Source organism: Streptomyces sp. NBC_00045 (assembly GCF_045041095.1).
In the GTDB taxonomy this organism is placed as follows: domain Bacteria; phylum Actinomycetota; class Actinomycetes; order Streptomycetales; family Streptomycetaceae; genus Streptomyces.
The window spans coordinates 3,916,537-3,940,234 of sequence record NZ_CP108271.1; the positions used below are offsets into that span (position 1 = coordinate 3,916,537).

19 protein-coding genes and 4 tRNA genes are annotated in these 23,698 nt (G+C 70.2%); 12 read left to right on the forward strand and 11 right to left on the reverse strand.

Annotation, left to right across the window (positions count from 1 at the left end; all coding sequences use genetic code 11):
- The first annotated feature begins 129 nt into the window (after nt 1-129).
- Nucleotides 130-4,053, forward strand: coding sequence for an ATP-dependent RNA helicase HrpA (gene hrpA, locus OHA65_RS18250; RefSeq protein ID WP_327284168.1), 3,924 nt, complete (start codon nt 130-132; stop codon nt 4,051-4,053).
- A gap of 69 nt (nt 4,054-4,122) precedes the next feature.
- Nucleotides 4,123-4,196, forward strand: a tRNA-Asp gene (locus OHA65_RS18255).
- A gap of 635 nt (nt 4,197-4,831) precedes the next feature.
- Here the strand turns inward: OHA65_RS18255 and bldC are convergent.
- Nucleotides 4,832-5,038, reverse strand: a complete 207-nt coding sequence (gene bldC, locus OHA65_RS18260) for a developmental transcriptional regulator BldC (RefSeq protein ID WP_003949541.1) — start codon at nt 5,036-5,038, stop codon at nt 4,832-4,834.
- 556 nt (nt 5,039-5,594) lie between these two features.
- Nucleotides 5,595-6,449 (reverse strand): hypothetical protein, encoded by an 855-nt coding sequence (locus OHA65_RS18265; protein ID WP_327284169.1) that lies wholly within the window; start codon nt 6,447-6,449, stop codon nt 5,595-5,597.
- A 206-nt stretch (nt 6,450-6,655) separates the two neighbouring features.
- Between OHA65_RS18265 and OHA65_RS18270 the strand changes: the two genes are divergently transcribed.
- Both OHA65_RS18270 and OHA65_RS18275 read left to right on the forward strand, forming a co-directional pair.
- A complete protein-coding gene (locus tag OHA65_RS18270) occupies nt 6,656-7,777 on the forward strand; it encodes a Glu/Leu/Phe/Val dehydrogenase dimerization domain-containing protein (RefSeq protein ID WP_327284170.1) in 1,122 nt (373 codons plus the stop codon).
- Nucleotides 7,778-8,059: 282 nt separating this feature from the next.
- A complete protein-coding gene (locus OHA65_RS18275) occupies nt 8,060-8,323 on the forward strand; it encodes a DUF3073 domain-containing protein (RefSeq protein ID WP_327284171.1) in 264 nt (87 codons plus the stop codon).
- Between the two features lie 107 nt (nt 8,324-8,430).
- On the opposite strand, the gene purM is transcribed toward OHA65_RS18275, so the two are convergent.
- Together purM and purF are read right to left on the reverse strand one after the other, a co-directional pair.
- Nucleotides 8,431-9,501: a phosphoribosylformylglycinamidine cyclo-ligase gene (gene purM, locus OHA65_RS18280; protein ID WP_327284172.1), complete on the reverse strand. Its 1,071-nt coding sequence runs from the start codon at nt 9,499-9,501 to the stop codon at nt 8,431-8,433.
- A 106-nt stretch (nt 9,502-9,607) separates the two neighbouring features.
- Complete coding sequence (gene purF / locus OHA65_RS18285) at nt 9,608-11,125, reverse strand: amidophosphoribosyltransferase (protein WP_327284173.1); 1,518 nt, start codon at nt 11,123-11,125, stop codon at nt 9,608-9,610.
- Between the two features lie 160 nt (nt 11,126-11,285).
- Here purF and OHA65_RS18290 point away from each other — a divergent pair, with 160 nt between their 5' ends.
- Both OHA65_RS18290 and OHA65_RS18295 read left to right on the forward strand, forming a co-directional pair.
- Nucleotides 11,286-11,381: a putative leader peptide gene (locus OHA65_RS18290; RefSeq protein ID WP_352211348.1), complete on the forward strand. Its 96-nt coding sequence runs from the start codon at nt 11,286-11,288 to the stop codon at nt 11,379-11,381.
- A gap of 129 nt (nt 11,382-11,510) precedes the next feature.
- On the forward strand, nt 11,511-12,941 hold the full coding sequence (locus OHA65_RS18295; protein WP_327284174.1) for a sulfatase-like hydrolase/transferase: 1,431 nt from the start codon (nt 11,511-11,513) through the stop codon (nt 12,939-12,941).
- 78 nt (nt 12,942-13,019) lie between these two features.
- Here the strand turns inward: OHA65_RS18295 and OHA65_RS18300 are convergent, their stop codons facing one another.
- The 5 genes from OHA65_RS18300 to purS form a co-directional block, all read right to left on the reverse strand.
- Entirely contained in the window at nt 13,020-13,826 is an 807-nt protein-coding gene (locus OHA65_RS18300) for an META domain-containing protein (RefSeq protein WP_329313929.1), read from the reverse strand.
- A 52-nt stretch (nt 13,827-13,878) separates the two neighbouring features.
- Nucleotides 13,879-14,670: a sterol carrier family protein gene (locus tag OHA65_RS18305; protein ID WP_327284176.1), complete on the reverse strand. Its 792-nt coding sequence runs from the start codon at nt 14,668-14,670 to the stop codon at nt 13,879-13,881.
- A 151-nt stretch (nt 14,671-14,821) separates the two neighbouring features.
- Nucleotides 14,822-17,071 (reverse strand): phosphoribosylformylglycinamidine synthase subunit PurL, encoded by a 2,250-nt coding sequence (gene purL / locus OHA65_RS18310; RefSeq protein WP_327284177.1) that lies wholly within the window; start codon nt 17,069-17,071, stop codon nt 14,822-14,824.
- Entirely contained in the window at nt 17,068-17,748 is a 681-nt protein-coding gene (gene purQ / locus OHA65_RS18315) for a phosphoribosylformylglycinamidine synthase subunit PurQ (protein WP_327284178.1), read from the reverse strand. The genes purL and purQ overlap by 4 nt, the downstream gene beginning before the upstream one ends.
- Before the next feature lie 2 nt (nt 17,749-17,750).
- Nucleotides 17,751-18,002 (reverse strand): phosphoribosylformylglycinamidine synthase subunit PurS, encoded by a 252-nt coding sequence (gene purS, locus OHA65_RS18320; RefSeq protein ID WP_008740952.1) that lies wholly within the window; start codon nt 18,000-18,002, stop codon nt 17,751-17,753.
- A gap of 324 nt (nt 18,003-18,326) precedes the next feature.
- On the opposite strand from purS, the gene OHA65_RS18325 reads away from it, so the two are divergent.
- From OHA65_RS18325 to OHA65_RS18350, 6 genes are all read left to right on the forward strand, one after another.
- A complete protein-coding gene (locus OHA65_RS18325) occupies nt 18,327-18,644 on the forward strand; it encodes an Lsr2 family protein (protein WP_327284179.1) in 318 nt (105 codons plus the stop codon).
- Nucleotides 18,645-18,732: 88 nt separating this feature from the next.
- Nucleotides 18,733-18,804 (forward strand) — tRNA-Gly (locus OHA65_RS18330).
- 80 nt (nt 18,805-18,884) lie between these two features.
- Nucleotides 18,885-18,957 (forward strand) — tRNA-Gly (locus OHA65_RS18335).
- A 196-nt stretch (nt 18,958-19,153) separates the two neighbouring features.
- Nucleotides 19,154-20,380: a histidine kinase gene (locus OHA65_RS18340; protein WP_327284180.1), complete on the forward strand. Its 1,227-nt coding sequence runs from the start codon at nt 19,154-19,156 to the stop codon at nt 20,378-20,380.
- On the forward strand, nt 20,377-20,988 hold the full coding sequence (locus OHA65_RS18345; RefSeq protein ID WP_327284181.1) for a response regulator transcription factor: 612 nt from the start codon (nt 20,377-20,379) through the stop codon (nt 20,986-20,988). Before OHA65_RS18340 ends, OHA65_RS18345 begins: the two co-directional genes overlap by 4 nt.
- 22 nt (nt 20,989-21,010) lie before the next feature.
- Nucleotides 21,011-21,086, forward strand: a tRNA-Gly gene (locus OHA65_RS18350).
- A 43-nt stretch (nt 21,087-21,129) separates the two neighbouring features.
- Here the strand turns inward: OHA65_RS18350 and OHA65_RS18355 are convergent.
- On the reverse strand, nt 21,130-22,032 hold the full coding sequence (locus OHA65_RS18355) for a phosphoribosylaminoimidazolesuccinocarboxamide synthase (RefSeq protein ID WP_327284182.1): 903 nt from the start codon (nt 22,030-22,032) through the stop codon (nt 21,130-21,132).
- 84 nt (nt 22,033-22,116) lie between these two features.
- The gene (locus tag OHA65_RS18360) at nt 22,117-23,595 is read right to left on the reverse strand and encodes a N,N-dimethylformamidase beta subunit family domain-containing protein (protein WP_327284183.1); all 1,479 of its coding nucleotides are present in this window, start codon (nt 23,593-23,595) and stop codon (nt 22,117-22,119) included.
- Nucleotides 23,596-23,698 lie beyond the last annotated feature (103 nt).

The window sequence follows — 23,698 nt, forward strand, 5'->3', positions numbered from 1 at the left end:
ACGCGGGACATGGCGGGCCTCTCACTCGGTCGGCGGGTCGGTTCAGGCGATCTCGTCCCGAAATGGTACGGGGAGGGGGCACAAATGCGTTCGCCACCCGGCGCCTGCGGGTGAGATCCTCGATCAGGTATGTCTACTTCCTTCGCCGCCCTGCAGACGCTTCTCGGTGAGATCTCCCTCCGTGACGCGCACCGCCTCGGCCGCCGCCTCGAAGGCGCCCGCCGCATCCGCAAGCCCGAGGCCAAGCAGGCCGTGCTCGACGAGATCGCCGCGGAGGCCGAGAAGGCCGCCGCGCGACTGTCCGGCCGTGCCTCGCGGATGCCGGAGGTCACGTATCCCGAGAACCTGCCCGTCAGCCAGAAGAAGGACGAGATCGCCGAGGCGATACGCGACCACCAGGTCGTGATCGTCGCCGGTGAGACCGGTTCCGGCAAAACCACGCAGATCCCCAAGATCTGCATGGAGCTGGGCCGCGGCGTCCGGGGCATGATCGGGCACACCCAGCCCCGCCGGATCGCCGCGCGCACGGTCGCGGAGCGGATCGCCGAGGAGCTGAAGTCCGAGATCGGGCAGACCGTCGGCTGGAAGGTCCGCTTCACCGACCAGGTGGACCAGGACGCGACCTTCGTCAAGCTGATGACCGACGGCATCCTGCTCGCCGAGATCCAGACGGACCGCGAGCTGCGCGCGTACGACACGATCATCATCGACGAGGCCCACGAGCGGTCCCTCAACATCGACTTCCTGCTGGGCTACCTGTCCCAGCTGCTGCCGAAGCGCCCCGACCTCAAGGTCGTGATCACCTCGGCGACGATCGACCCGCAGCGGTTCTCCCGGCACTTCGGGGACGCCCCGATCGTCGAGGTCAGCGGCCGTACGTACCCCGTCGAGGTCCGCTACCGGCCCCTGCTGGAGGAGGATTCCGAGGACTCCGACCGGGACCAGATCACGGCGATCTGCGAGGCCGTGGACGAACTCCAGTCCGAGGGGCCCGGCGACGTCCTGGTCTTCCTCTCCGGCGAGCGCGAGATCCGCGACACGGCGGACGCCCTGAACAAGCGAAATCTTCGCTTCACCGAGGTCTTGCCCCTGTACGCCCGCCTCTCCCACGCCGAGCAGCACCGCGTCTTCCAGCAGCACGCGGGGCGCCGGATCGTCCTGGCCACGAACGTCGCCGAGACCTCCCTGACCGTCCCGGGCATCAAGTACGTGATCGACCCGGGCACCGCCCGGATCTCCCGCTACAGCCACCGCACCAAGGTGCAGCGCCTGCCCATCGAACGGATCTCCCAGGCCAGCGCCAACCAGCGCAAGGGCCGCTGCGGCCGCACCTCGGACGGCATCTGCATCCGGCTCTACTCCGAGGACGACTTCAACGCCCGTCCCGAGTTCACGGATGCCGAGATCCTGCGCACGAACCTGGCTTCCGTCATCCTCCAGATGACCGCGGCCGGCCTCGGCGAGATCGAGAAGTTCCCCTTCATCGACCCGCCGGACCACCGCAACATCCGCGACGGCGTCCAGCTGCTCCAGGAGCTCGGCGCGCTGGACCCGTCGGAGAAGGACCCCAAGAAGCGGCTCACGCCGATGGGCCGCCAGCTCTCCCAGCTCCCCGTGGACCCGCGCCTGGCCCGCATGGTCGTCGAGGCCGACAAGAACAACTGCGTCCGCGAGGTCATGGTCATCGCGGCGGCGCTGTCCATCCAGGACCCGCGCGAGCGGCCCTCGGACAAGCAGACGCAGGCCGACCAGAACCACGCCCGGTTCAAGGACGAGACGAGCGATTTCCTCTCGTTCCTGAACATGTGGCGCTACGTCCGCGAGCAGCAGAAGGAGCGCGGCTCGTCCTCGTTCCGCCGGATGTGCAAGCAGGAGTACCTGAACTTCCTGCGGATCCGCGAGTGGCAGGACATCTACTCGCAGCTGCGCACGGTCGCCAAGGGCATGGGCATCCACGTCAACGAGGCCGACGCCCCCGAGCAGCACGTGCACGTCTCGCTGCTGGCCGGCCTGCTCTCGCACATCGGCCTCAAGGACACCGACAAGAACGAGTACCTGGGGGCCCGGTCCGCCAAGTTCGCGGTCTTCCCCGGTTCGGCGCTCTTCAAGAAGCAGCCGAAGTTCCTGATGTCGGCGGAGCTGGTGGAGACCTCGCGGCTGTGGGCCCGGGTCAACGCCAAGGTGGAGCCCGAGTGGGTCGAGCCGCTGGCCCAGCACCTGATCAAGCGCACGTACAGCGAGCCGCACTGGGAGAAGGACCAGGCGGCCGTCATGGCGTACGAGAAGGTCACGCTGTACGGCGTGCCGATCGTCGCCCAGCGGAAGATCAACTACGGCCGGATCGACCCCGAGGTCTCGCGCGAGCTGTTCATCCGCAACGCGCTGGTCGAGGGCGACTGGCGGACCCACCACAAGTTCTACGCCGACAACCGCAAGCTCCTGACCGAGGTCGAGGAGCTGGAGAACCGGGCGCGGCGCCGCGACATCGTGGTGGACGACGAGACCCTGTTCGACTTCTACGACCAGCGGATCCCCGAGCACGTGGTCTCGGGGGCGCATTTCGACTCCTGGTGGAAGCACAAGCGGCGCGAGGAGCCCGAGCTCCTCGACTTCGAGCGCGAGATGCTGCTGACCGAGAAGGCGGCCGGGGTCACCAAGGCCGACTACCCGGACTCCTGGCGGCAGGGGCAGCTGAAGTTCCGGGTGACCTACCAGTTCGAGCCCGGCGCGGACGCGGACGGCGTGACCGTCCACATCCCGCTCCAGGTGCTGAACCAGGTCACCGACGAGGGCTTCGACTGGCAGATCCCCGGCCTGCGCGAAGAGGTCGTCACGGAGCTGATCCGGTCCCTGCCGAAGCCGATCCGCCGGCACTACGTGCCCGCGCCGAACTTCGCGTCCCGGTTCCTGGATTCGGCGGTACCCCTGCAGGAGCCGCTTCCGGTGACCCTGGCGCGCGAGCTCCAGCGGATGGTCGGGGTACCCGTCTCCGCCGAGGACTTCGACCTGTCCCGCGTCCCGGACCACCTGAAGATCACCTTCCGGATCGTCGACGAGCGCCGCAAGAACGTCGCCGAGGACAAGGACCTGGAGGCCCTGCGGCTGAAGCTGAAGCCGAAGGCCCGTCAGGCCCTGTCCCAGGCCGCGGCCGCCACCGCCGAGCGGGCGGGCGGCGAGTCGGTGGAGCGCACCGGTCTGACCGACTGGACGATCGGCACGCTGACCAAGGTCTTCGAGACCCGGCGGGCGGGCCAGCCCGTGAAGGCGTACCCGGCGCTGGTGGACGAGGGCGCGAGCGTCTCCGTACGGCTCTTCGACACCGAGGCCGAGCAGCAGCAGGCGATGTGGCTGGGCACCCGGCGGCTGATCCTGCTGAACATCCCGGTGAATCCGGCGAAGTTCGCCTCGGACCACCTGACCAACCAGCAGAAGCTGGCCCTGTCCAGGAATCCGCACGGCTCGATCCAGGCGCTCTTCGACGACTGCGCGACCGCGGCGACCGACAAGCTGATCGCCGACCACGGCGGCCCTGCCTGGGACGAGGCGGGCTTCCGGGCGTTGTACGAGGGCGTGCGCGCGGACCTCGTGGACACGACGGTGCGGACGGTGGCCCAGGTGCAGCAGGTGCTGGCCGCCTGGCAGGCCTGTGAGCGCCGTCTGAAGGCCACCAACAGCCTGGCCCTGGTGGCGAACGTGCAGGACGTGAGGACGCAGCTGGCGGCCCTCGTGCCGGCGGGCTTCGTGACCCTGACAGGCCTGCGCCGGCTGCCGGACCTGATGCGCTACCTGGTGGCGGTGGACCGGCGGCTCCAGCAGATGCCGACGGGCGCCCAGCGCGACACCACGCGCATGGAGAAGGTCCACGAGATGCAGGACGAGTACGCGTGGCTGCTGGAGCAGCTACCGAAGGGCCGGCCGGTGCCGTCCACGGTCACCGACATCCGCTGGATGATCGAGGAACTGCGGGTCAGCTACTTCGCACACGCCCTCGGGACCGCGTACCCGGTCTCCGACAAACGGATCGTGAAGGCGGTGGACGCGGCGGCTCCGTGATCCGGTTCGACTGCACCCCCTGAGCTGCGGTACAGTCTGATTCGCAGCCGCCCAGCGGCAGCAAATCAAGGACCTGTGGAGCAGTTGGTTAGCTCGCCACCCTGTCAAGGTGGAGGTCGCGGGTTCAAGTCCCGTCAGGTTCGCAGCAACAGAAGGGCCCGCATCCTCAAGGATGCGGGCCCTTCTGCGTTGCCGTCGTGCGGTCCGCCCCGGCGGCGGCCCGAGGGACGGTCACGGGCGTTTCCGTGGCCGCCCCGCCGTCATCGTCTCCCCCGCACCCTCCGGGCGCCCCTGAGGGCCCGCCAGAGGCCCCGGGGGGCCACCCCGGGGCCTCTGGAGGGGAATGATCGCCACGGGGCGGGGCAGCCGTCACTCCGCGGCCACTCCCAGAACGCATCCGACGGCGAAAATCCCCCGTCCGCATGAGGCGCTCTGCAACGCACGTCCCCTTACGGGTGCATTGCGCGTTACACAAGAGTGACAGCCTGTGACGGGAGTCACCACATGAGTTTTTGAGACTCGCACTTTTATCGCACCCATACGCGTGCTCGATTTAATATGTGCAATGGCACCTACCTCGCCGGCGTCCCGCACCCGCCCGATCTCCCCCCGTCCCGGGGCATAAAAAAGATCGCGCTGGACCCGGCGGAGTCCAGCGCGATCGAACGACGAGAACCTGTTGGGGCAGGTCCAAGCGTTTGAAGCCATGTGGGTTTCATCGGATTGGGGGACCCGATTCAACCCCGGTAAAGCGGGGTGCTTACGTGCTTGCGCGACCTCAGGCCTCGCTGCGCTGCTGCGGAATTCCCGCGAGCAGAGCGCGAACCTCGGCCTCGCGGTAACGGCGGTGTCCACCCAGGGTGCGGATGGACGTGAGCTTGCCAGCCTTGGCCCAGCGGGTGACCGTCTTCGGGTCCACGCGGAACATCGTGGCAACCTCAGCCGGGGTCAGCAGCGGCTCGGCATCAGGGGTGCGAGCGGTCATGAGCGGCCTCCTCGGGAGAACCGAACCATCTCGGTTCTTTCCTCTAAATTCTGCACCTTGGCCCGCGTTGCCCGAAATGGACATACGCGGGCCGAGTCGGTTATAGGACGAACGGCTTGTCCTCGGCACTACAACTACACCATCCGTCCAGCCTCGACGGCCAAACCGATGGAATTGCCCTCCGAGGTGTTCATCAGCGGCGGAAGCCGATGGACCGCCCCATAACGGACAGTCACCCCACTGTGACGATCAGTCACAGAGCGATCAGGAGTCGTCAGGACCCCCCGTAGAGTGCAATGCCGAGCATTCCGCCCTTAGTTGGGCGGAAGGAACCCTCCCCGGACTCCTTGTCCTATTTTGGCACGAGGGTAGGGGAAGGGCGCAAGGGTGTGGTTAGTGCGGTCCGTCACGCTTGGGCCAATGGCCCGTATCGGGACGTAGGTCCTGGAACTAAGACCCGAATCGGGTGATCATGCCCCTGATCTGCCACTTATGGCAGATCGACCGATACGCACGGTACGCCAGCCCCGTCCGGCCGCCGCCCACCGCCACCGGGTCAGTTCGCGAACAGCCTCTCCCGGACCTCCCGCCAGCGCTCCGCCAGCTCCTCGTACGCCTCCGCCGCGCCGGTCTCGTCCCCGGCCCGCAGCGCCGCGATGCCCACCGCGACGTCCCGTGCCGAGCGGTCGGTGCGCAGCCGGTCCGCCGGCAGTGCGTGGACCAGCCCCCCGTAGTCCAGTTCGACCATCGACCGCGGGTGGAACTCCTCCAGCCAGCTGCCGACGTCCACCAGCCCCTCCGCGAGCCCCTCGTACTCCTCGGCCGCGCGCAGGATCCGCAGCCCCCGCGCGAGCCGCCGCCGGGCCTGCACCATCGGCGTCCGGTAACGCATCCGCTCGCCCGGCACGTACTCCCGCTCGTCGTCGGCCACCAGCACGAACCAGCGCAGGGGCACCTGCCACACCGCGGTGCGGATCCAGGGGCGCGCGTCCGGGTTCCGCTCGCGCCAGCGCTCGTAGTCCTCGGCCGCCCGCCGCCGCGCCACCGGTGGGAGCGCCGCGTCCAGCACCGGGAGCGGGAACTGCTCGGCCAGCTCCTGGAGCGCCAGCCAGCCCCTGAGCCTGGTCCGCCACGGGCAGACCAGCAGCACCCCGTCCACCTCCGCCGTGAAGGCGTCCGCGCTCTCGTGCGCGGGCACCCCGACCACCGGGACCCGGACCAAATCGGAGAGGGAGCGACGCAGTTCGTCCTGGGCGGTGGGCACCACCCCGCGCCGGGCGTACGAGGCCCAGTGCGTGCGCTCCGGCTCCGCGAAAGCGGCCAGGGGCTCGTAGACGCGCAGGTAGGAGGCGTACGGGACGGTCGGCGCCGAGCGCGCCGAGGGCAGCTTGGGGTCGGAGGATTCGCTCACGCTCTCGTACTCCCCCGCACCGCCCCGGGGTACTCCGCCCTGCGCCCGCGGGCCCGGAGCACGGGCGCCCGTACCACGGGAGGGTTTCGATCCTCGGACAGATCACCTGCGCACGCCCCGCAGGTCTTACTCTGCTCCCAGCACGCCCTCCCCCACCCGCAGGGCGGGCGTCATTCCGCCGCATCTCTTCCATGGGAGTCACCACCGTGACCGAAATGACCGACGGCGTCCTGCACACCCTGTTCCGCACGGAGCAGGGCGGCCACGAGCAAGTCGTGCTGTGCCAGGACCGGGCCACCGGACTCAAGGCCGTCATCGCCATCCACTCCACCGCCCTGGGCCCCGCCCTCGGCGGTACGCGCTTCCACGCGTACGCCTCCGACGAGGAGGCCGTCCAGGACGCGCTGAACCTCTCGCGCGGCATGTCGTACAAGAACGCCATGGCCGGACTCGACCTCGGCGGCGGCAAGGCCGTGATCATCGGCGACCCGGACGTCATCAAGACCGAGGAACTGCTGCTGGCCTACGGCCGGTTCGTGGAGTCCCTCGGCGGCCGCTACGTCACCGCCTGCGACGTCGGCACGTACGTCGCGGACATGGACGTCGTCGCCCGCGAGACCCGCTGGGCCACCGGTCGCTCCCCCGAGAACGGCGGCGCCGGCGACTCCTCGGTCCTCACCGCCTTCGGCGTCTTCCAGGGCATGCGGGCCAGCGCCCAGCACCTGTGGGGCGACCCGACCCTGCGCGGCCGCAAGGTGGCCGTGGCCGGTGTCGGCAAGGTCGGCCACTACCTGGTCGAGCACCTCCTGGAGGACGGTGCCGAGGTCGTCATCACGGACGTGCGCGAGGAGTCGGTGCGCCGCATCCTCGACAAGCACCCGCAGGTCGCCGTCGCGGCCGACACGGACGCGCTGATCCGCACGCAGGGCCTGGACATCTACGCCCCCTGCGCCCTCGGCGGCGCCCTGAACGACGACACCGTGCCCGCCCTCACCGCCTCGATCGTCTGCGGTGCGGCGAACAACCAGCTCGCCCACCCGGGCATCGAGAAGGACCTCGCGGACCGCGGCATCCTCTACGCCCCGGACTACGTGGTCAACGCGGGCGGGGTCATCCAGGTCGCCGACGAGCTGCACGGCTTCGACTTCGACCGGTGCAAGGCCAAGGCGACGAAGATCTTCGACACCACGCTGGAGATCTTCACTCGCGCAAAGTCTGACGGCATTCCGCCGGCCGCGGCGGCCGACCGGATCGCCGAGCAGCGCATGGCGGACGCCCGCGCCGCGAAGGCCGCGAAGGGCTCGGCCCCGGCTGCCGACGCGTCGTAACGGCCCCTGACGTGCGCCCGCCGGGGTTGCGGCGAGACGGAACTCACTGCACTTCGGCGGGTCGCCGGCCAGGAAAGGGTTAAAATCGCAGCTGACCAGCGAGGACGGGGCGCCTCATTGGTCCTGCACCGGGGCACGTCATGCGGGCGGCGTACCGTATGGCCGCGGAAGCAGGTACCGTTAAACCCCTACGGACGGTCTCTCCACGGAGAGCCCGCTCCGAACCATGAACGCGTGTCAGACTCTGGGGCCGTCGAGCCCCGTCACCGAGGGGGTCGAGCCATGGGGCGCGGCCGGGCCAAGGCCAAGCAGACAAAGGTCGCCCGCCAGCTGAAGTACAACAGCGGCGGGACTGACCTCTCGCGTCTGGCCAATGAGCTGGGCGCATCGCCGACGGAACCGCTGCCTGTCAGCGAACCGGTCGAAGTCGATGACGATCAGGACGACGACGACCCGTACGCCAGGTACGCGGATCTGTACAACAGCGATGACGACGACGACGAGGACGAAGAGTCCGGCCCGTCGCAACAGCGTCGCGGCGCTTGACGCTTTTCACGTCTGCACCATGCAGGTGGCAGCCAGTGGCTGACCCCCGCTGAGCAACACACAAACCCGGTCCAGGGCCTCGCCCCGGACCGGGTTTCAGTGTTGTCTCAGCCCGCGTAGGCGCCGGTCAGGGTCGCGCCCTCGGTGTGCGCGCCGCGGTCCAGGATCTCTCCCGCGACCCAGGCCTCGACACCCCGGTCGGCCAGCGCGGTCAGCGCCACGTCCACCGACTCCTGCGGGACCACGGCCATCATGCCGACGCCCATGTTCAGGGTCTTTTCCAGCTCCAGCTGCTCGACCTGACCGGCCTTGCCGACCAGGTCGAAGACCGCACCCGGGGTCCAGGTCGAACGGTCGACCGTGGCGTGCAGGTGGTCCGGGATGACCCGGGCCAGGTTCGCCGCGAGTCCGCCGCCCGTGATGTGCGAGTACGCGTGCACCTCGGCCGTACGGGTGAGGGCCATGCAGTCCAGCGAGTAGATCTTGGTGGGCTCCAGGAGCTCCTCGCCGAGGGTCCGGCCGAGTTCGTCCACGTGCTGGTCGAGCGACATGCCCGCACGGTCGAAGAGGACGTGCCGGACCAGCGAGTACCCGTTCGAGTGAAGGCCGGACGACGCCATCGCGATGACGGCGTCACCCGTACGGATGCGATCCGCACCGAGCAGGCGGTCGTACTCGACGACACCGGTGCCGGCGCCCGCCACGTCGAAGTCGTCCGGGCCGAGCAGACCCGGGTGTTCGGCGGTCTCGCCGCCCACCAGGGCGCAGCCGGCGAGGACACAGCCCTCGGCGATGCCCTTGACGATCGCCGCGACACGCTCGGGGTGGACCTTGCCCACGCAGATGTAGTCGGTCATGAAGAGCGGCTCGGCGCCGCAGACGACGATGTCGTCCATGACCATCGCGACCAGGTCGTGGCCGATGGTGTCGTAGACGCCCAGCTGGCGGGCGATGTCCACCTTCGTGCCGACCCCGTCGGTCGCGGAGGCCAACAGCGGGCGCTCGTAGCGCTTGAGGGCGGAGGCGTCGAAGAGGCCGGCGAATCCGCCGAGGCCGCCGAGGACCTCGGGGCGCTGCGTCTTCTTCACCCACTCCTTCATGAGCTCGACGGCGCGGTCCCCCGCTTCGATGTCGACGCCCGCGGCTGCGTAGCTGGCACCGGTGGTCTTCTCTGTCATGACAGGAGAGAGCTTTCGTGTCGTTACTGCGGGTGGTGCCGGGCCCTGGGAATAGCTTCAAAGACAGGGCCCGGCGCAGGTTGAGCCGGGAACGCGGGCCGCGGCGCTACGGGCGCCGGAGCGCGTCGGCGGCGTCGGTGCCGCCCGCGAGCTCGGTCTCCAGGAGCTGCTTGCCCAGGAGCTGCGGGTCGGGCAGGTCCATGGGGTACTCGCCGTCGAAGCAGGCACGGCAGAGGTTGGGCTTCTGGATGGTCGTCGCCTCGATCATCGCGTCGAGCGAGATGTACGAGAGCGAGTCCGCGCCCAGCGACGTGGCGATCTCGTCGACCGTCATGCCGTTGGCGATCAGCTCGGCCCGGGTGGCGAAGTCGATGCCGAAGAAGCACGGCCACTTCACCGGCGGCGAGGAGATCCGGATGTGGACCTCGGCCGCGCCGGCCTCGCGGAGCATCTTGACCAGGGCGCGCTGGGTGTTGCCGCGGACGATCGAGTCGTCGACGACCACCAGGCGCTTGCCCCGGATGACTTCCTTGAGGGGGTTGAGCTTCAGGCGGATGCCCAGCTGGCGGATCGTCTGCGAGGGCTGGATGAAGGTCCGGCCGACGTAGGCGTTCTTGACCAGGCCGGAGCCGTAGGGGATCCCGCTGGCTTCGGCGTATCCGACGGCGGCGGGCGTGCCGGATTCCGGCGTCGCTATCACCAGGTCGGCGTCGACCGGGGCTTCCTTCGCCAGGCGTCGGCCCATCTCGACACGCGAGAGGTAGACGTTCCGGCCGGCGATGTCGGTGTCCGGGCGCGCCAGGTAGACGTACTCGAACACACACCCCTTGGGCTTTGCTTCTGCGAAGCGGGAGGTGCGCAGGCCGTTCTCGTCGATAGCGATGAGCTCGCCCGGCTCGACTTCGCGGACGAAGCTGGCGCCGCAGATGTCGAGGGCGGCGGTCTCACTCGCGACCACCCAGCCGCGCTCCAGGCGGCCGAGGACCAGCGGGCGGATGCCCTGCGGGTCACGGGCGGTGTAGAGGGTTCCCTCGTCCATGAACACGAGCGAGAACGCACCCTTGACCTGAGGGAGGACCTTGGCGGCCGACTCCTCGATGGTCAGGGGCTTGCCCTCGTCGTCCGTCTGGCCGGCCAGCAGGGCGGTGACCAGGTCGGTGTCGTTGGTGGCCGCCACCTGGGTGGCGCGGCCGTCCTGACGGGGGAGGTCGGCGACCATCTCGGCGAGCTCGGCGGTGTTCACCAGGTTGCCGTTGTGACCCAGGGCAATGGAGCCGTGGGCGGTCGCGCGGAAAGTGGGCTGCGCGTTCTCCCAGACGGAGGCTCCGGTGGTCGAGTAGCGGGCGTGACCGACCGCGATATGACCCTGGAGCGAGCCGAGAGAGGTTTCGTCGAAGACTTGGGAAACGAGGCCCATGTCCTTGAAGACGAGGATCTGGGAACCGTTGCTCACAGCGATTCCCGCGGACTCTTGTCCGCGGTGCTGTAGCGCATACAGTCCGAAGTAGGTGAGCTTGGCGACCTCTTCACCCGGAGCCCAGACACCGAAGACGCCGCAAGCGTCCTGGGGGCCCTTTTCGCCGGGGAGCAGGTCGTGGTTGAGTCGTCCATCACCACGAGGCACGCTTCCGAGTGTAGGCGAGATCGACCACTGGTCCGAATTGGGGACGGTCCGCAAAAATCACAGTGCGGACAGTCGGGTAACCCCTGCGGAGGGTGACCGTCTCGATATCCGGAATGCCGTGGTTGACACCCGGTCGTGCATTCGTACAGGCTTCCGGCTCATGCAGCCCCTCGGTGACCGTGCCGTCACCCTCGTCGAGCGCCGCCACGTAGACCTGGTCCGTGTCGCGAGCGCCATCTGTCGCTGTTCTGCGTAGTCACTCGCCGCTTCCCCGTTTCTTCCTTTTCTTCGCTTTTCGCTGCGCCCTGCCGTAGCCCGCCCCGCCGTGCCGTGCGCCGTCCCGCGCCGCCCGGGGCGGGCCGCCAGGCCCTGCCTTGGAGTACCTGTGACCTCGTACGAACCTCCTCTGTCCCGGCGTGCCTTCGGCGGCGCGGTCGGTGCGACCGCGGCGGCGGCCGCCGTCGCGCTGGGCTCCGCGGGCCCGGCCCAGGCGGCCCCCGCGGCCGGCGGGACCGGCCCGCAGGAGCGGGAGTTCCGCGCCGCCCGCGGCCGGCACTCCCGGCGGCCCAACATCCTGTTCGTCCTGGGCGACGACCTCGGCTGGGCCGACCTGTCCTCGTACGGCGCCCCGCACATCAAGACCCCGAACCTGGACCGCCTGGCCCGCCAGGGCGTCCGCTTCACCGACGCCTACTCCGGCTCGGCCACCTGCTCGCCGACCCGGTTCAGCCTGTACACGGGCCGCTACCCGGGCCGCGTCGAGGGCGGGCTCGCCGAGCCCATCGCCGACAAGAGCGCCGGCCTGGAACCCACCCACCCGACGCTGGCCTCGCTGCTGCGCGACTCGGGCTACGCCACCGCGCTGATCGGCAAGTGGCACTGCGGCTACCTGCCCGACTACAGCCCGACCAAGTCGGGCTGGGACGAGTTCTTCGGCAACTTCGGCGGAGCCCTGGAGTACTACTCCAAGCTGGGCCTCGGCGGCGAGTACGACCTGTACGAGGGCGACGCCGAGTACAAGGACCTGCGCTACTACACGCGGATCATCACCGAGCGGGCGAGCGAGTACGTCTCCCGCGACCACGGCGGCAGGCCGTGGCTGCTCAACCTCAACTTCACCACCCCGCACTGGCCGTGGATCGCCGACGGGGACACCGCGGCGAGCGCCGAGGTCGAGCGCCGGATCAAGGCGGGCGACTCGCGGGCCCTGTGGCACCAGGACGGCGGCTCCGTCGAGAAGTACCGGCAGATGGTGGAGGACCTCGACCGTTCGATCGGCGAGGTGCTGAAGGCGCTGGCGCGCTCGGGGCAGGAGAACGACACCCTGGTCGTCTTCTCCAGCGACAACGGAGGCGAGCGGTTCTCGTACAACTGGCCGCTCTCCGGCAACAAGGCCTCCCTCCAGGAGGGCGGCATCCGGGTGCCCAACATCCTGCGCTGGCCCGCCCGGATCGACGGCGGGCAGGTCAGCGCGGTCCCGGTCTTCACCCCGGACTGGACGGCGACCCTGCTGGAGCTGGCCGGCACCCGGCCGCACCCGGCCCACCCGCTGGACGGGGCCAGCCTGGCCGGGTACCTGCTGCGCGGCGAGGAGCCCGCCGAGCGGAACCTGTTCTGGCGGGTGCGCGGGGAGCGGGCCCTGCGCCGCGGCGACTGGAAGTACTACCGCGGCAAGACGGGCCGGGACCAGCTGTTCAACCTGGCCGGGGACGTCCGGGAGCAGGCCGACAAGGCGGCCCTGGAGCCGGCCCGGCTCGCTCAACTGCGCGCGGCCTGGGAGAGGACGGATGCGGGACTGCTGCCCTACCCGGCCTGAGCTCCCGGGGTGTCACGGCCCTGGGGACGGACCGGCCCCGTAGGTCGACGTCCTGCCGGGCCACGGACCGGGCCCGGGTCACTCCGCGGCCGAGGCCCCCCGCGCGGTCAGGCCCTTGCCGTCGGGCGCGGTGAGGGTGAGGTCGTGGCCCTCGATCTTCCAGGTGAGCGGGGAGGCGGCGAAGAGCTCGGTCAGGGTCCGTTCGAGCTCGCCCACCGGGCCCTCGCAGGCCATCCGGGTCGTGGTCAGCGGCCCGAAGGTGAGCTGGGCGCCGTCGCCGGTGGCCTGGGCGCTGAACCGGTTGCAGCCGAGGCTGCCGCTCGCGGCGAGGTCGGCGCTCAGGACGAACCGTGCCTTGCCCGCGGCCTCGGCGGGCAGCGGGGTCACGGTGTCGCCGCTGATCAGGGACTCGACGGTCCACTCGGTGTCGTGGAGGGGCGCGTTCGGGACCGGGGGCTTCGTGCTCATCGCGATCGTGCTCCCGTCGGCGGTCTTCAGCGTGAGCCGGTCGGGCCCCCGGTCGATGGTCAGCCGGCCCTTGAAGAGTCTGGCGAACTCCTTCTCGAACTCGATGTTCGGACAGGACGTGAGGGTCGTGGCCCCGGGAGTGACGGTCACCGCGGAGGTGCCTGCGAAGGTGACCGCCACCGTGAAGCCGTTGCAGCCGTAGTTGCCCTTGGCTTCCTTCTCGGCGAGGTCCAGTCGGGCGCTTTCGGGCGCGTGCAGGGTGCGGCCACCGGTGGTCAGGGACTCGACGGCCCAGGAACCCTTGGGGTCGGGAAGCACGCGGGTCCCTCCCTCCCCGCCCTGGCTGCAGGCCGTGAGGACGAGCGCGAGGGCCGATGCGACGGCCAGGCCGGTCGGGACGTGCCGGTGGGTACCCATGCTCCTGGGACGGGCGGGCCCTGCGGGCGGTTCCCCCACGACTGCCATCCGCTCAGCTCATCACGGGCAGCAGCGCCGCCAGGTCGGCCCGCTCACCGCTGGCCCTGACCTGCGCGTCCTCGACGGCCGTGGCCCAGTCGGTACGCCCGGTGGCCAACCGGATCCAGGTCAGCGGGTCGGTCTCCACCACGTTCGGCGGGGTGCCGCGGGTGTGCCGGGGGCCCTCGATGCACTGGACCACCGCGAACGGCGGGATCCGTACCTCCACCGAGCCGCCCGGGGCCTTGAGCGCGAGGGCGTCGGCGAGCAGCCGGGTGCAGGCGGCCAGGGCCTGCCGCTCGACCGGGATGTCCACACCGGCGGCCCTGGCCAGGTCGTCGGTGTGGACGACCAGCTCCACGGTCCGGGTGACGAGGAAGTCGGCCAGGGTCATGTCCCCGATCCACAGGTCCAGTACGCGGCTGCCGGGGTTCGCGGCCAGCGCCCCGGCCATGCGGGCACCGGCGCGTTCGTACAGGTCGGGCAGCGGGGCGCCCTCCAGGGTCTCCCTGGCCGCCTCGGCGATCTTCCCGGCGAGGGAGGCGGTGGCGAAGGGCCATTCGATGGCCGTCAGTTCCGGCACGGCGGCCGGGGGGCGGGCCAGTCCGGTGGCCAGCGAGTCGGCGATCCACGCGATGTGCGCGGCGAGTTCGGCGACGTTCCACACCCCGACCCCGCTGGGCCGCGTGAGCTGCTCCTCGCTCAACTCCCGTACGGCGTCGGCCACGTGCCCGAACTGCGCGGTGACGGCAGCACGGATCTTCGCGGCGTCGTAGGTACGCGCCCTCTTCTTGGCGGGTGGCATGGACCGACCCTATCCGGCGCGGCCGACACCGGTACGGCCCCGCCACGCGACGCCGGTGCGGCCCCGCCCCGCTGCCCGCCGCGCAGCGGGGCGGGCACGCCCGAGCCCCCGCCCGCAGACCGCGGACGGGGGCTCGTTGGCGCAAGCGGGATCAGGCGAGCAGTGCCGGGATCGTCGCCTCATGAGCGGTACGCAGCTCCGCGAGCGGAATCGCGAACTCGCCCTGGATCTCGATCTCCTCGCCGTCCACCACGCCGATGCGGGTGGCGGGCAGGCCGCGCGCACCGCACATGTCGGTGAAGCGGAGCTCCTCGCTGCGCGGGACGGCCACGATGGCCCGGCCCGCCGACTCGGAGAACAGGAAGGTGAACGCGTCCAGGCCCTCGGGCACCACGATCCGCGCACCGTTGCCGCCGCGCAGGCAGGACTCGGTGAGCGCCTGGATCACGCCGCCGTCGGACAGGTCGTGCGCCGCGTCGACCATGCCGTCGCGGGACGCCGAGATCAGGATCTCGCCGAGCAGCTTCTCGCGGCCCAGGTCCACCTTGGGCGGCATGCCGCCGAGGTGGTCGTGGACGACCTGGGACCAGGCCGAGCCGCCGAACTCCTCGGCCGTGTCGCCCAGCAGGTACAGCAGCTGGCCGGCCTCCGCGAACGCCATGGGCGTACGGCGGTTGACGTCGTCGATCACACCGAGGACCGCCACGACCGGGGTCGGGTGGATCGCGGTCTCACCGGTCTGGTTGTAGAGCGAGACGTTGCCGCCGGTGACCGGGGTGCCCAGCTCCAGGCAGCCGTCCGCGAGACCGCGGGTGGCCTCGGCGAACTGCCACATGACGCCCGGGTCCTCCGGCGAACCGAAGTTGAGGCAGTCGGAGATGGCGAGCGGCTTGGCGCCGGTCGCGGCGACGTTGCGGTACGCCTCCGCCAGCGCGAGCTGCGCACCCGTGTACGGGTCGAGCTTCGCGAAGCGGCCGTTGCCGTCGGTGGCCATGGCGACGCCGAGGTTGGACTCCTCGTCGATGCGGACCATGCCCGCGTCCTCGGGCTGCGACAGGACGGTGTTGCCCTGCACGAAGCGGTCGTACTGGTCGGTGACCCAGGACTTGGAGGCCTGGTTCGGGGACGAGACCAGTGCCAGGACCTGCGCGCGGAGCTCCTCGGAGGTCTGCGGGCGGGGCAGCAGGCCCGCGTCGTCGGCCTGGAGGGCGTCCTGCCACTCGGGGCGCGCGTACGGGCGGTGGTACACCGGGCCCTCGTGGGCGACGGTGCCCGGCGGCACGTCCACGATCTGCTCGCCGTGCCAGAAGATCTCCAGGCGCTCGCCGTCGGTCACCTCACCGATGACGGTGGCGATGACGTCCCACTTCTCGCAGATCTCCATGAACCGCTCGACGTACTGCGGCTCGACGATCGCGCACATGCGCTCCTGCGACTCGCTCATGAGGATTTCCTCGGGCGAGAGCGTCGCGTCGCGCAGCGGGACGGTGTCCAGCTCGACGCGCATGCCGCCGGAGCCGGCGGAGGCCAGCTCGGAGGTGGCGCAGGAGAGCCCGGCGCCGCCGAGGTCCTGGATGCCCGCGACCAGCTTCTCCTTGAAGATCTCCAGGGTGCACTCGATGAGGAGCTTCTCCTGGAAGGGGTCGCCGACCTGGACGGCGGGGCGCTTGGTGGGCTTGGAGTCGTCGAACGTCTCCGAGGCCAGCACGGACACGCCGCCGATGCCGTCGCCACCCGTGCGGGCGCCGTAGAGGATGACCTTGTTGCCGGGGCCGGAGGCCTTGGCGAGGTGGATGTCCTCGTGCTTCATCACGCCGATGCAGCCGGCGTTGACGAGCGGGTTGCCCTGGTAGCAGGCGTCGAAGACGACCTCGCCGCCGATGTTCGGCAGACCCAGGCAGTTGCCGTAGCCGCCGATGCCCGCGACGACGCCGGGCAGGACGCGCTTGGTGTCGGGGTGGTCGGCCGCGCCGAAGCGCAGCGGGTCGACGACCGCGACCGGGCGGGCACCCATGGCGAGGATGTCGCGGACGATGCCGCCGACGCCGGTGGCCGCGCCCTGGTAGGGCTCGATGTACGACGGGTGGTTGTGCGACTCGACCTTGAAGGTGACCGCGTAGCCCTGGCCGACGTCGACGACGCCCGCGTTCTCGCCGATGCCGACGAGCATGGCGTCGTTCTGCGGGACCTTCTCGCCGAACTGCTTCAGGTGGACCTTGCTGCTCTTGTAGGAGCAGTGCTCGGACCACATGACCGAGTACATGGCGAGTTCGGCGCCGGTGGGGCGGCGGCCGAGGATCTCGCGGATCCGGGCGTACTCGTCCTCCTTGAGGCCGAGTTCCTTCCAGGGCTGGGAGGCGTCCGGGGTTTCGGTGGCGTTCTTGACGGTGTCGAGGCTCATGCGCTGACCAGCTTCTTCAGGACCGAGGTGAAGAACGGGAGGCCGTCGGTGCGGCCCGTCCCGATCAGCGGCTCGACCGCGTGCTCGGGGTGCGGCATGAGGCCGACGACGTTGCCCGCGGCGTTGGTGATGCCGGCGATGTCGCGGAGCGAGCCGTTGGGGTTCACGTCCACGTACCGGAAGGCCACGCGGCCTTCGGCCTCCAGCTCGTCGAGGACGCGCTCGTCGGCGACGTAGCGGCCGTCCATGTTCTTGAGCGGTACGGAGATCTCCTGGCCGGCGGTGTAGTCGCCGGTCCACGCGGTCTCCGCGTTCTCCACCCGCAGCGTCTGGTCGCGGCAGATGAAGTGCAGGTGGTTGTTCCGGAGCATCGCCCCCGGCAGCAGGTGGGCCTCGGTGAGGATCTGGAAGCCGTTGCAGATGCCGAGGACGGGCATGCCGCCCTTGGCCTGCTCGATGATGGTCTCCATCACCGGCGAGAACCGGGAGATGGCTCCGGCGCGCAGGTAGTCCCCGTAGGAGAAGCCGCCCGCGAGGACGACCGCGTCGACCTGGTGCAGGTCCTTGTCGCGGTGCCACAGCGAGACGGGCTCGGCCCCCGCGAGGCGGACGGCGCGCAGCGAGTCACGGTCGTCGAGCGTTCCGGGGAACGTGACGACTCCGATGCGAGTGGTCACCGTCAGGCCTCGACCTTCACGGTGAAGTCTTCGATGACGGTGTTGGCGAGGAACGTTTCGGCCATCTTGTGGATGCGGTCGAGGGCGGCCTGGTCGACCGGTCCCTCCACTTCCAACTCGAAACGCTTCCCCTGGCGGACGTCGGCGATGCCCTCGAAGCCCAGGCGCGGCAGTGCACGCTGCACCGCCTGGCCCTGGGGGTCGAGGATCTCCGGCTTGAGCATGACGTCGACTACGACGCGTGCCACTGGCACTCCCGATGAGGTGGTTGGTGCGAAGGCGGTTCCCTCAGCGTACCCGGCCGAAATTTCTACGCGGGTAGATATGCGCGCCCCGTGATCGCCCGCCGGTTTCGGCTTCACCAACGCTTCGCAAAATCCACCGGAAAACCACGCGCTCGGGATTGCGGCGGGACACGCGGAGACAATTAACTGGGCTTCGCAATGCAATGGGAATCACGGTACAAAGGATTCCACCGGGATTCCGGCGGAATGATGCATTGCTCCGAAACATCCACACAGGCGACATCACCGCACGTCCTGAGGGTTGGGCGGCGTCGCGCGAAGGGACCGATATCCGTGGCGCAGCGCGTAGTAGTCACGATCTCCGACGACATCGACGGCGGAGAAGCGGCGGAAACGGTCACGTTCGGCCTGGACGGTAAGTCGTACGAGATCGACCTCAATCTGGCCAACGCAAAGAAACTGCGGAAGAGCCTCGCACCGTTCGTGGAGGCCGGCCGCCGGCAGGCCCGTTCCGGGAAGGCGTACAAGCACACCTCACTGGCCCCGGACCCGGCGGTCGTCCGCGCCTGGGCCCGGTCCAACGAGCTCGACGTGCCCCCGCGCGGCCGCATCCCGAAGCGGGTCTACGCGGCGTACAACGAAGCTCACTGAGGGCGGATTTGCCATCCACCCCCTCCGATCCGCTAGTGTGTGGATCACGCCGAGGGGCCAGACCGCAGGTCAAAGCCCCGAAGGTCGTGCGGGTGTAGTTCAGTAGCAGAACACCCCCCTTCCAGGGGGGAGGCGCAGTGTGCAATCCCTGTCACCCGCTCTGCACGCTTTACCGACCACTCCGGTGGATCGGGTAGAGTGATGCACGCATCGCAGCGACATTCGTGTTGCCGCAAGCATGCGGACGTAGCTCAGTTGGTAGAGCACCACCTTGCCAAGGTGGATGTCGCGCGTTCGAGTCGCGTCGTCCGCTCAGCGAACAAAGGCCCTGATCATCGATCAGGGCCTTTGTCGTATGCACTCACCCTTTGCACCGGGCGTACGTGCTGACAAATGTCATCGGTGGTGATGACGGCGCGCACTGTCCCCTCCCGCGGGCTACCGCGAGGCTGGAGTCGTGCACGGCGGCGACCGCCGGAAGGTGATCGTTGATCGGGGGGACTGGGACCGTGTCGAAGCTGACCGGGTGGTGGCGAAACCGCAGCAGCGCGGCGAAGATCGAGCTCTACACCCGCTGGTCGCTGCACTTCTTCGTGGCCCTCGAAGCCCTATCGGTGCTCATCGGCCTCGCCCCCGAAGCTCCCGGCGCCGTCACCGGCATCCTGCTGCTGCCCCTGTCCGCCCAGATCGCCTTGAGCGGAGTGCTGGCTTCCAGGGCGCTGGACTGGGTCCTCGGCCGCCGCGAGCGCCCCGTGCGCCTGGCCGTGGCGCTGACCGTGCTGACGGCCGCCCTGGCTGCCGCCGTACTGGTCCTGCGCTCGGTCGGCGTCATCACCCACGGCGGCGTGGCCCCGGCCCTGGTGGTCAACACGGTCGCGTTCGCCTCGGGCTCGCTGACGCTGAGCCTCACGCGGGTCCGGCACATGATCTTCGTGGCCCCGGTCGCGGCGGTCGCCGCGGCCCTCGCTTCGGCGGCGACGGGCATGACCCCCGCGGAGGCCGCCGGCTACGGGGTCGGCCTCCTCTTCACCTGCACCCTGCTGACCCTGGCCTGCGGGTTCTCCTCCTGGCTACTGAAGGCGGTGTACGAGCTCGACCGCGCCCGGGAGCTCCAGGCACAGCTCGCCGTCGCCGAGGAGCGGCTGCGCTTCGGGCGGGACCTGCACGACGTGATGGGCCGGAACCTGGCGGTGATCGCGCTCAAGAGCGAGCTGGCGGTCCAGCTGGCCCGGCGCGAACGCCCGGAGGCCGTGGACCAGATGATCGAGGTCCAGCGGATCGCCCGGGAGTCGCAGCGCGAGGTGCGGGACGTCGTACGCGGCTACCGCGAGGCGGATCTCACCGTGGAGCTGGAGGGCGCCCGCGGGGTGCTGAGCGCGGCCGGGATGGACTGCCGCGTCGAGGTGAGGGCGGACCGTTCGCTGCGCCCGGAGGTCCAGTCGGCGCTGGGCTGGGTGGTCCGGGAGGCGACGACGAACGTGCTGCGGCACGGGGACGCCCGCAGCTGTGTGATCCGACTCACGGCGCCCGACAGGGGCGCGCTGACGCTGGTGGTGGAGAACGACGGCGCCCCCGACGCGCCGGCCGGACCGCCGGGCTCCGGGCTTGCGGGGCTGCGGGAGCGGCTCGCGGTGCTGGACGGCACTTTGGAGGCCGGCCCGGTCGACGGCGGCCGGTTCCGGCTGCTGGCACGGATACCGGACGGACAACTGCAAGGACTGGAGGTGCGGACATGAGACCCGTACGCGTACTGCTGGCCGACGACGAACACCTGATCCGCGGCGCGCTCGCCGCGCTGCTGGCCCTGGAGGACGACCTGCTGGTCGTCGCGGAGGCGGCCTCGGGGCCGGAGGCCCTCGCGATGGCGCTGGCCCACCGGCCGGACGTGGCCGTGCTGGACCTGCAGATGCCGGGGGCGGACGGTGTGAGCGTCGCCACATCGCTGCGGGCCGAACTCCCCGACTGCAAAACCATGATCGTGACGAGTCACGGCCGTCCCGGGCACCTGAAGCGGGCCCTCGCGGCAGGGGTTCGGGCTTTCGCCCCGAAAACGGTGTCGGCGCAGCGGCTGGCCGAGCTGATCCGGACCGTGCACGCCGGAGGCCGTTACGTGGACCCGGAGTTGGCGGCCGACGCGATCAGCGCGGGGGATTCCCCGCTGACCGCCCGAGAGGCCGAGGTGCTCGAACTCGCGGGGGACGGCGCGCCGGTCGCCGAGATCGCGGAGCGGGCCTCCCTCTCGCAGGGGACCGTGCGGAACTACCTGTCCTCGGCGGCCTCGAAGCTCGGCGCGGAGAACCGCCACACGGCAGTGCGTCTCGCACGCGAGCGAGGTTGGGTATAGTAGGTCTCGCGTTACGGCGCATGCGGACATAGCTCAGTTGGTAGAGCACCACCTTGCCAAGGTGGATGTCGCGCGTTCGAGTCGCGTTGTCCGCTCCATCGAAGAAGCCCCCGGTCCTCGGACCGGGGGCTTCTTCGTGTCTCAGGCCCAGCTGAGGCCGGTGAGCCGCTCGTACGCCTCGATGTACTTGGCGCTGGTCCGCTCGGCGACCTCCTGCGGGAGGGCCGGCGGCGGGAGTTCGCCCTTGCGGTCCCAGCCGGACGCCGGGGAGGTCAACCAGTCGCGGACGAACTGCTTGTCGAAGGAGGGCTGCGCGCGGCCCGGCTCCCACTGGTCGGCCGGCCAGAAGCGGGAGGAGTCCGGGGTCAGCACCTCGTCGCCGGCGACCAGGGTCCCGTCCTTGTCGAAGCCGAACTCGAACTTGGTGTCGGCCAGGATGATCCCGCGCTCGCGGGCGATGTCCCGGGCCCGGCCGTACACGGCCAGGGTGGTCTGGCGCAGCAGCGCCGCCGTCTCGGCGCCGGTGGTGCGCGCGACCTCCTCGTACGAGACGTTCTCGTCGTGCTCGCCGACCGCGGCCTTGGCAGCCGGGGTGAAGATCGGGGCGGGCAGCTCGGAGCCGTCCACGAGGCCCTCGGGGAGGGCCAGTCCGCAGACCGTGCGGGTCTGGTCGTACTCGACGAGGCCGGAGCCGGTGAGGTAGCCGCGGGCCACGCACTCGACCGGGACCATGTCGAGGCTCTTGCAGATCAGGGTGCGGCCGGCCCAGTCGGCGGGGGCGCCTGCGGGCAGGTCGGTGCCGATCACGTGGTTCGGCACGAGGTCCTTCAGCTGGTCGAACCACCAGAGGGAGAGCTGGGTCAGGACGCGGCCCTTGTCCGGGATCTCGGTGGGAAGCACCCAGTCGTACGCGGAGATGCGGTCACTGGCGACCATGACGAGGTTGCCGTCGCCGTCGCGGTAGAGCTCGCGCACCTTGCCGGTGTGGAGGTGGACGAGGCCGGGCACCTGAACCGGCTCGGGCTTTTCTACGAATCCGGACACGGGGTCTCCCTGTGGTTCTGTACGAGCGCACCCCCATTGTCCCGTACCGGGGTCGGTGCGCGGCCTCCGGGGTGCGCGGCCCGGTCAGTCGCGCTTGCAGATCCGGTCGAGGAGGTTGGCCGTGGCCCGCTGGACCCGTTCGTCGACGTGACCGGGGCGGTCGAGGGCCGGGGACCAGGCGAAAGTGCCCGACGCGAAGACCAGGGCGCCGCTCGGCGCCCGGTACAGGGAGGTCTCCTGGTGGCGCTTGGCGCCCTCGCTGTCGAGGTACGGGGAGTGGGCGAGCAGGATGCGGTCCTGGTGCTCGGGGAGCTGGGTGCGCGGGAAGTACCGGTCGGCCTCGCCGGCGACCAGGCCGGGGAGTTCGTCGTTCTCGACGGCGCCGGTGGAGTCCCAGAGCCAGTGCGAGGCGTTGCGCACGATCAGGGGCGCGGGCTCGGGGACCCGCCCCGCGTATTGGATGCCGAGCAGCTGCTGCTCCGGGCGGTCGACCTCGCGCCAGAGGCTGGGGCGGCCCGGGCCCCGGCGTTTTCGGCAGGTCAGGAGCCGGTCGTCCACCCCCGACGGGGAGGGACCCAGCTCGACCTGCCAGTACATGGTGTTGGCGGAGAGGAAGACGAGCGAGGTGCCGTGGTCGCGGGCGCGCTCGACGGTGCGGCGCATGGGGGCCGACCAGTACTCGTCGTGGCCGGGGAAGACCAGGCCGCGGTAGCGGGCGGGGTCGACGCGGCCGGCGTGCAGATCGCGGGTGTCGGCGTAGGCGAGGTCGTAGCCGTAGCGCTCGGCCCAGCGGATGAAGTCGTAGGCGTGGCCCACGTGCAGGGGCAGGCCCGCACCCGCGTAGGGGCGGTCGAAGGAGACCGTGATGGCCGCGTCCTGCTCGCCGAGCAACCGGCCCTCGTCGTCCCAGGCGTGGTAGAGGCTCGCGCCGGTCCGCCCGTCCTCGGGGTAGAGGTTGTAGGCCTGCCAGGTGATGTCGGGCAGCAGCAGGAGCAGGTCGGCGGGGTGGTCGTCGCGGACGGTGAAGGGGATGTGGGACCGGTACCCGTCGGCCGTGGTGAGCACGGCGACGTACGCGCCGACGCTCCAGTAGGAGGGCACCTGGAGCCGCCAGGAGAGCCACCAGTGGTGGCAGGAGACGGTGCGGTCGGCGGTGAGGGGGGCGGGCTGCACGATGCCCGAGAGCCGGGGGCTGGTGGTGATCTTGGAGGCGCCGTCGCCGCCGTAGTGGCCGATGCGGTAGACGTCGACGGAGAACTGCTGGGGCGGGTCCACGGTGATGTGGAAGTCGATGGCCTCGCCGGGTGCGACGGCTCCCGTGGAGGCGAACCCCTTGATCTGCCGGTGCACGTCGTCGGCGGTGCGCGGGCCGCCACCGCTGCGGGCGCGGGGGTTCTGGCCCGGGGCCAGGGCGGGGTCCACGTACCAGGGCACGACCTGCCCGGTGTCGTCGAAGTACAGCTCGCTGCCCCGGAACCACGGCAGTGGCCCCTGGCCGAAGGGGTCGTTCACCGCGTGCGCGAGCGCCCCTGATTCCCACCGCCGGATCTGGTCCGCACCCATACCGTTCCCCTCCCTCGCTCCCCCGAACGGTCTCTGTCCACCGCCGACGTCGCGCGGTTCCAAGACATCGAACCGCTACGGTCCCAGCACATCACATAACGCA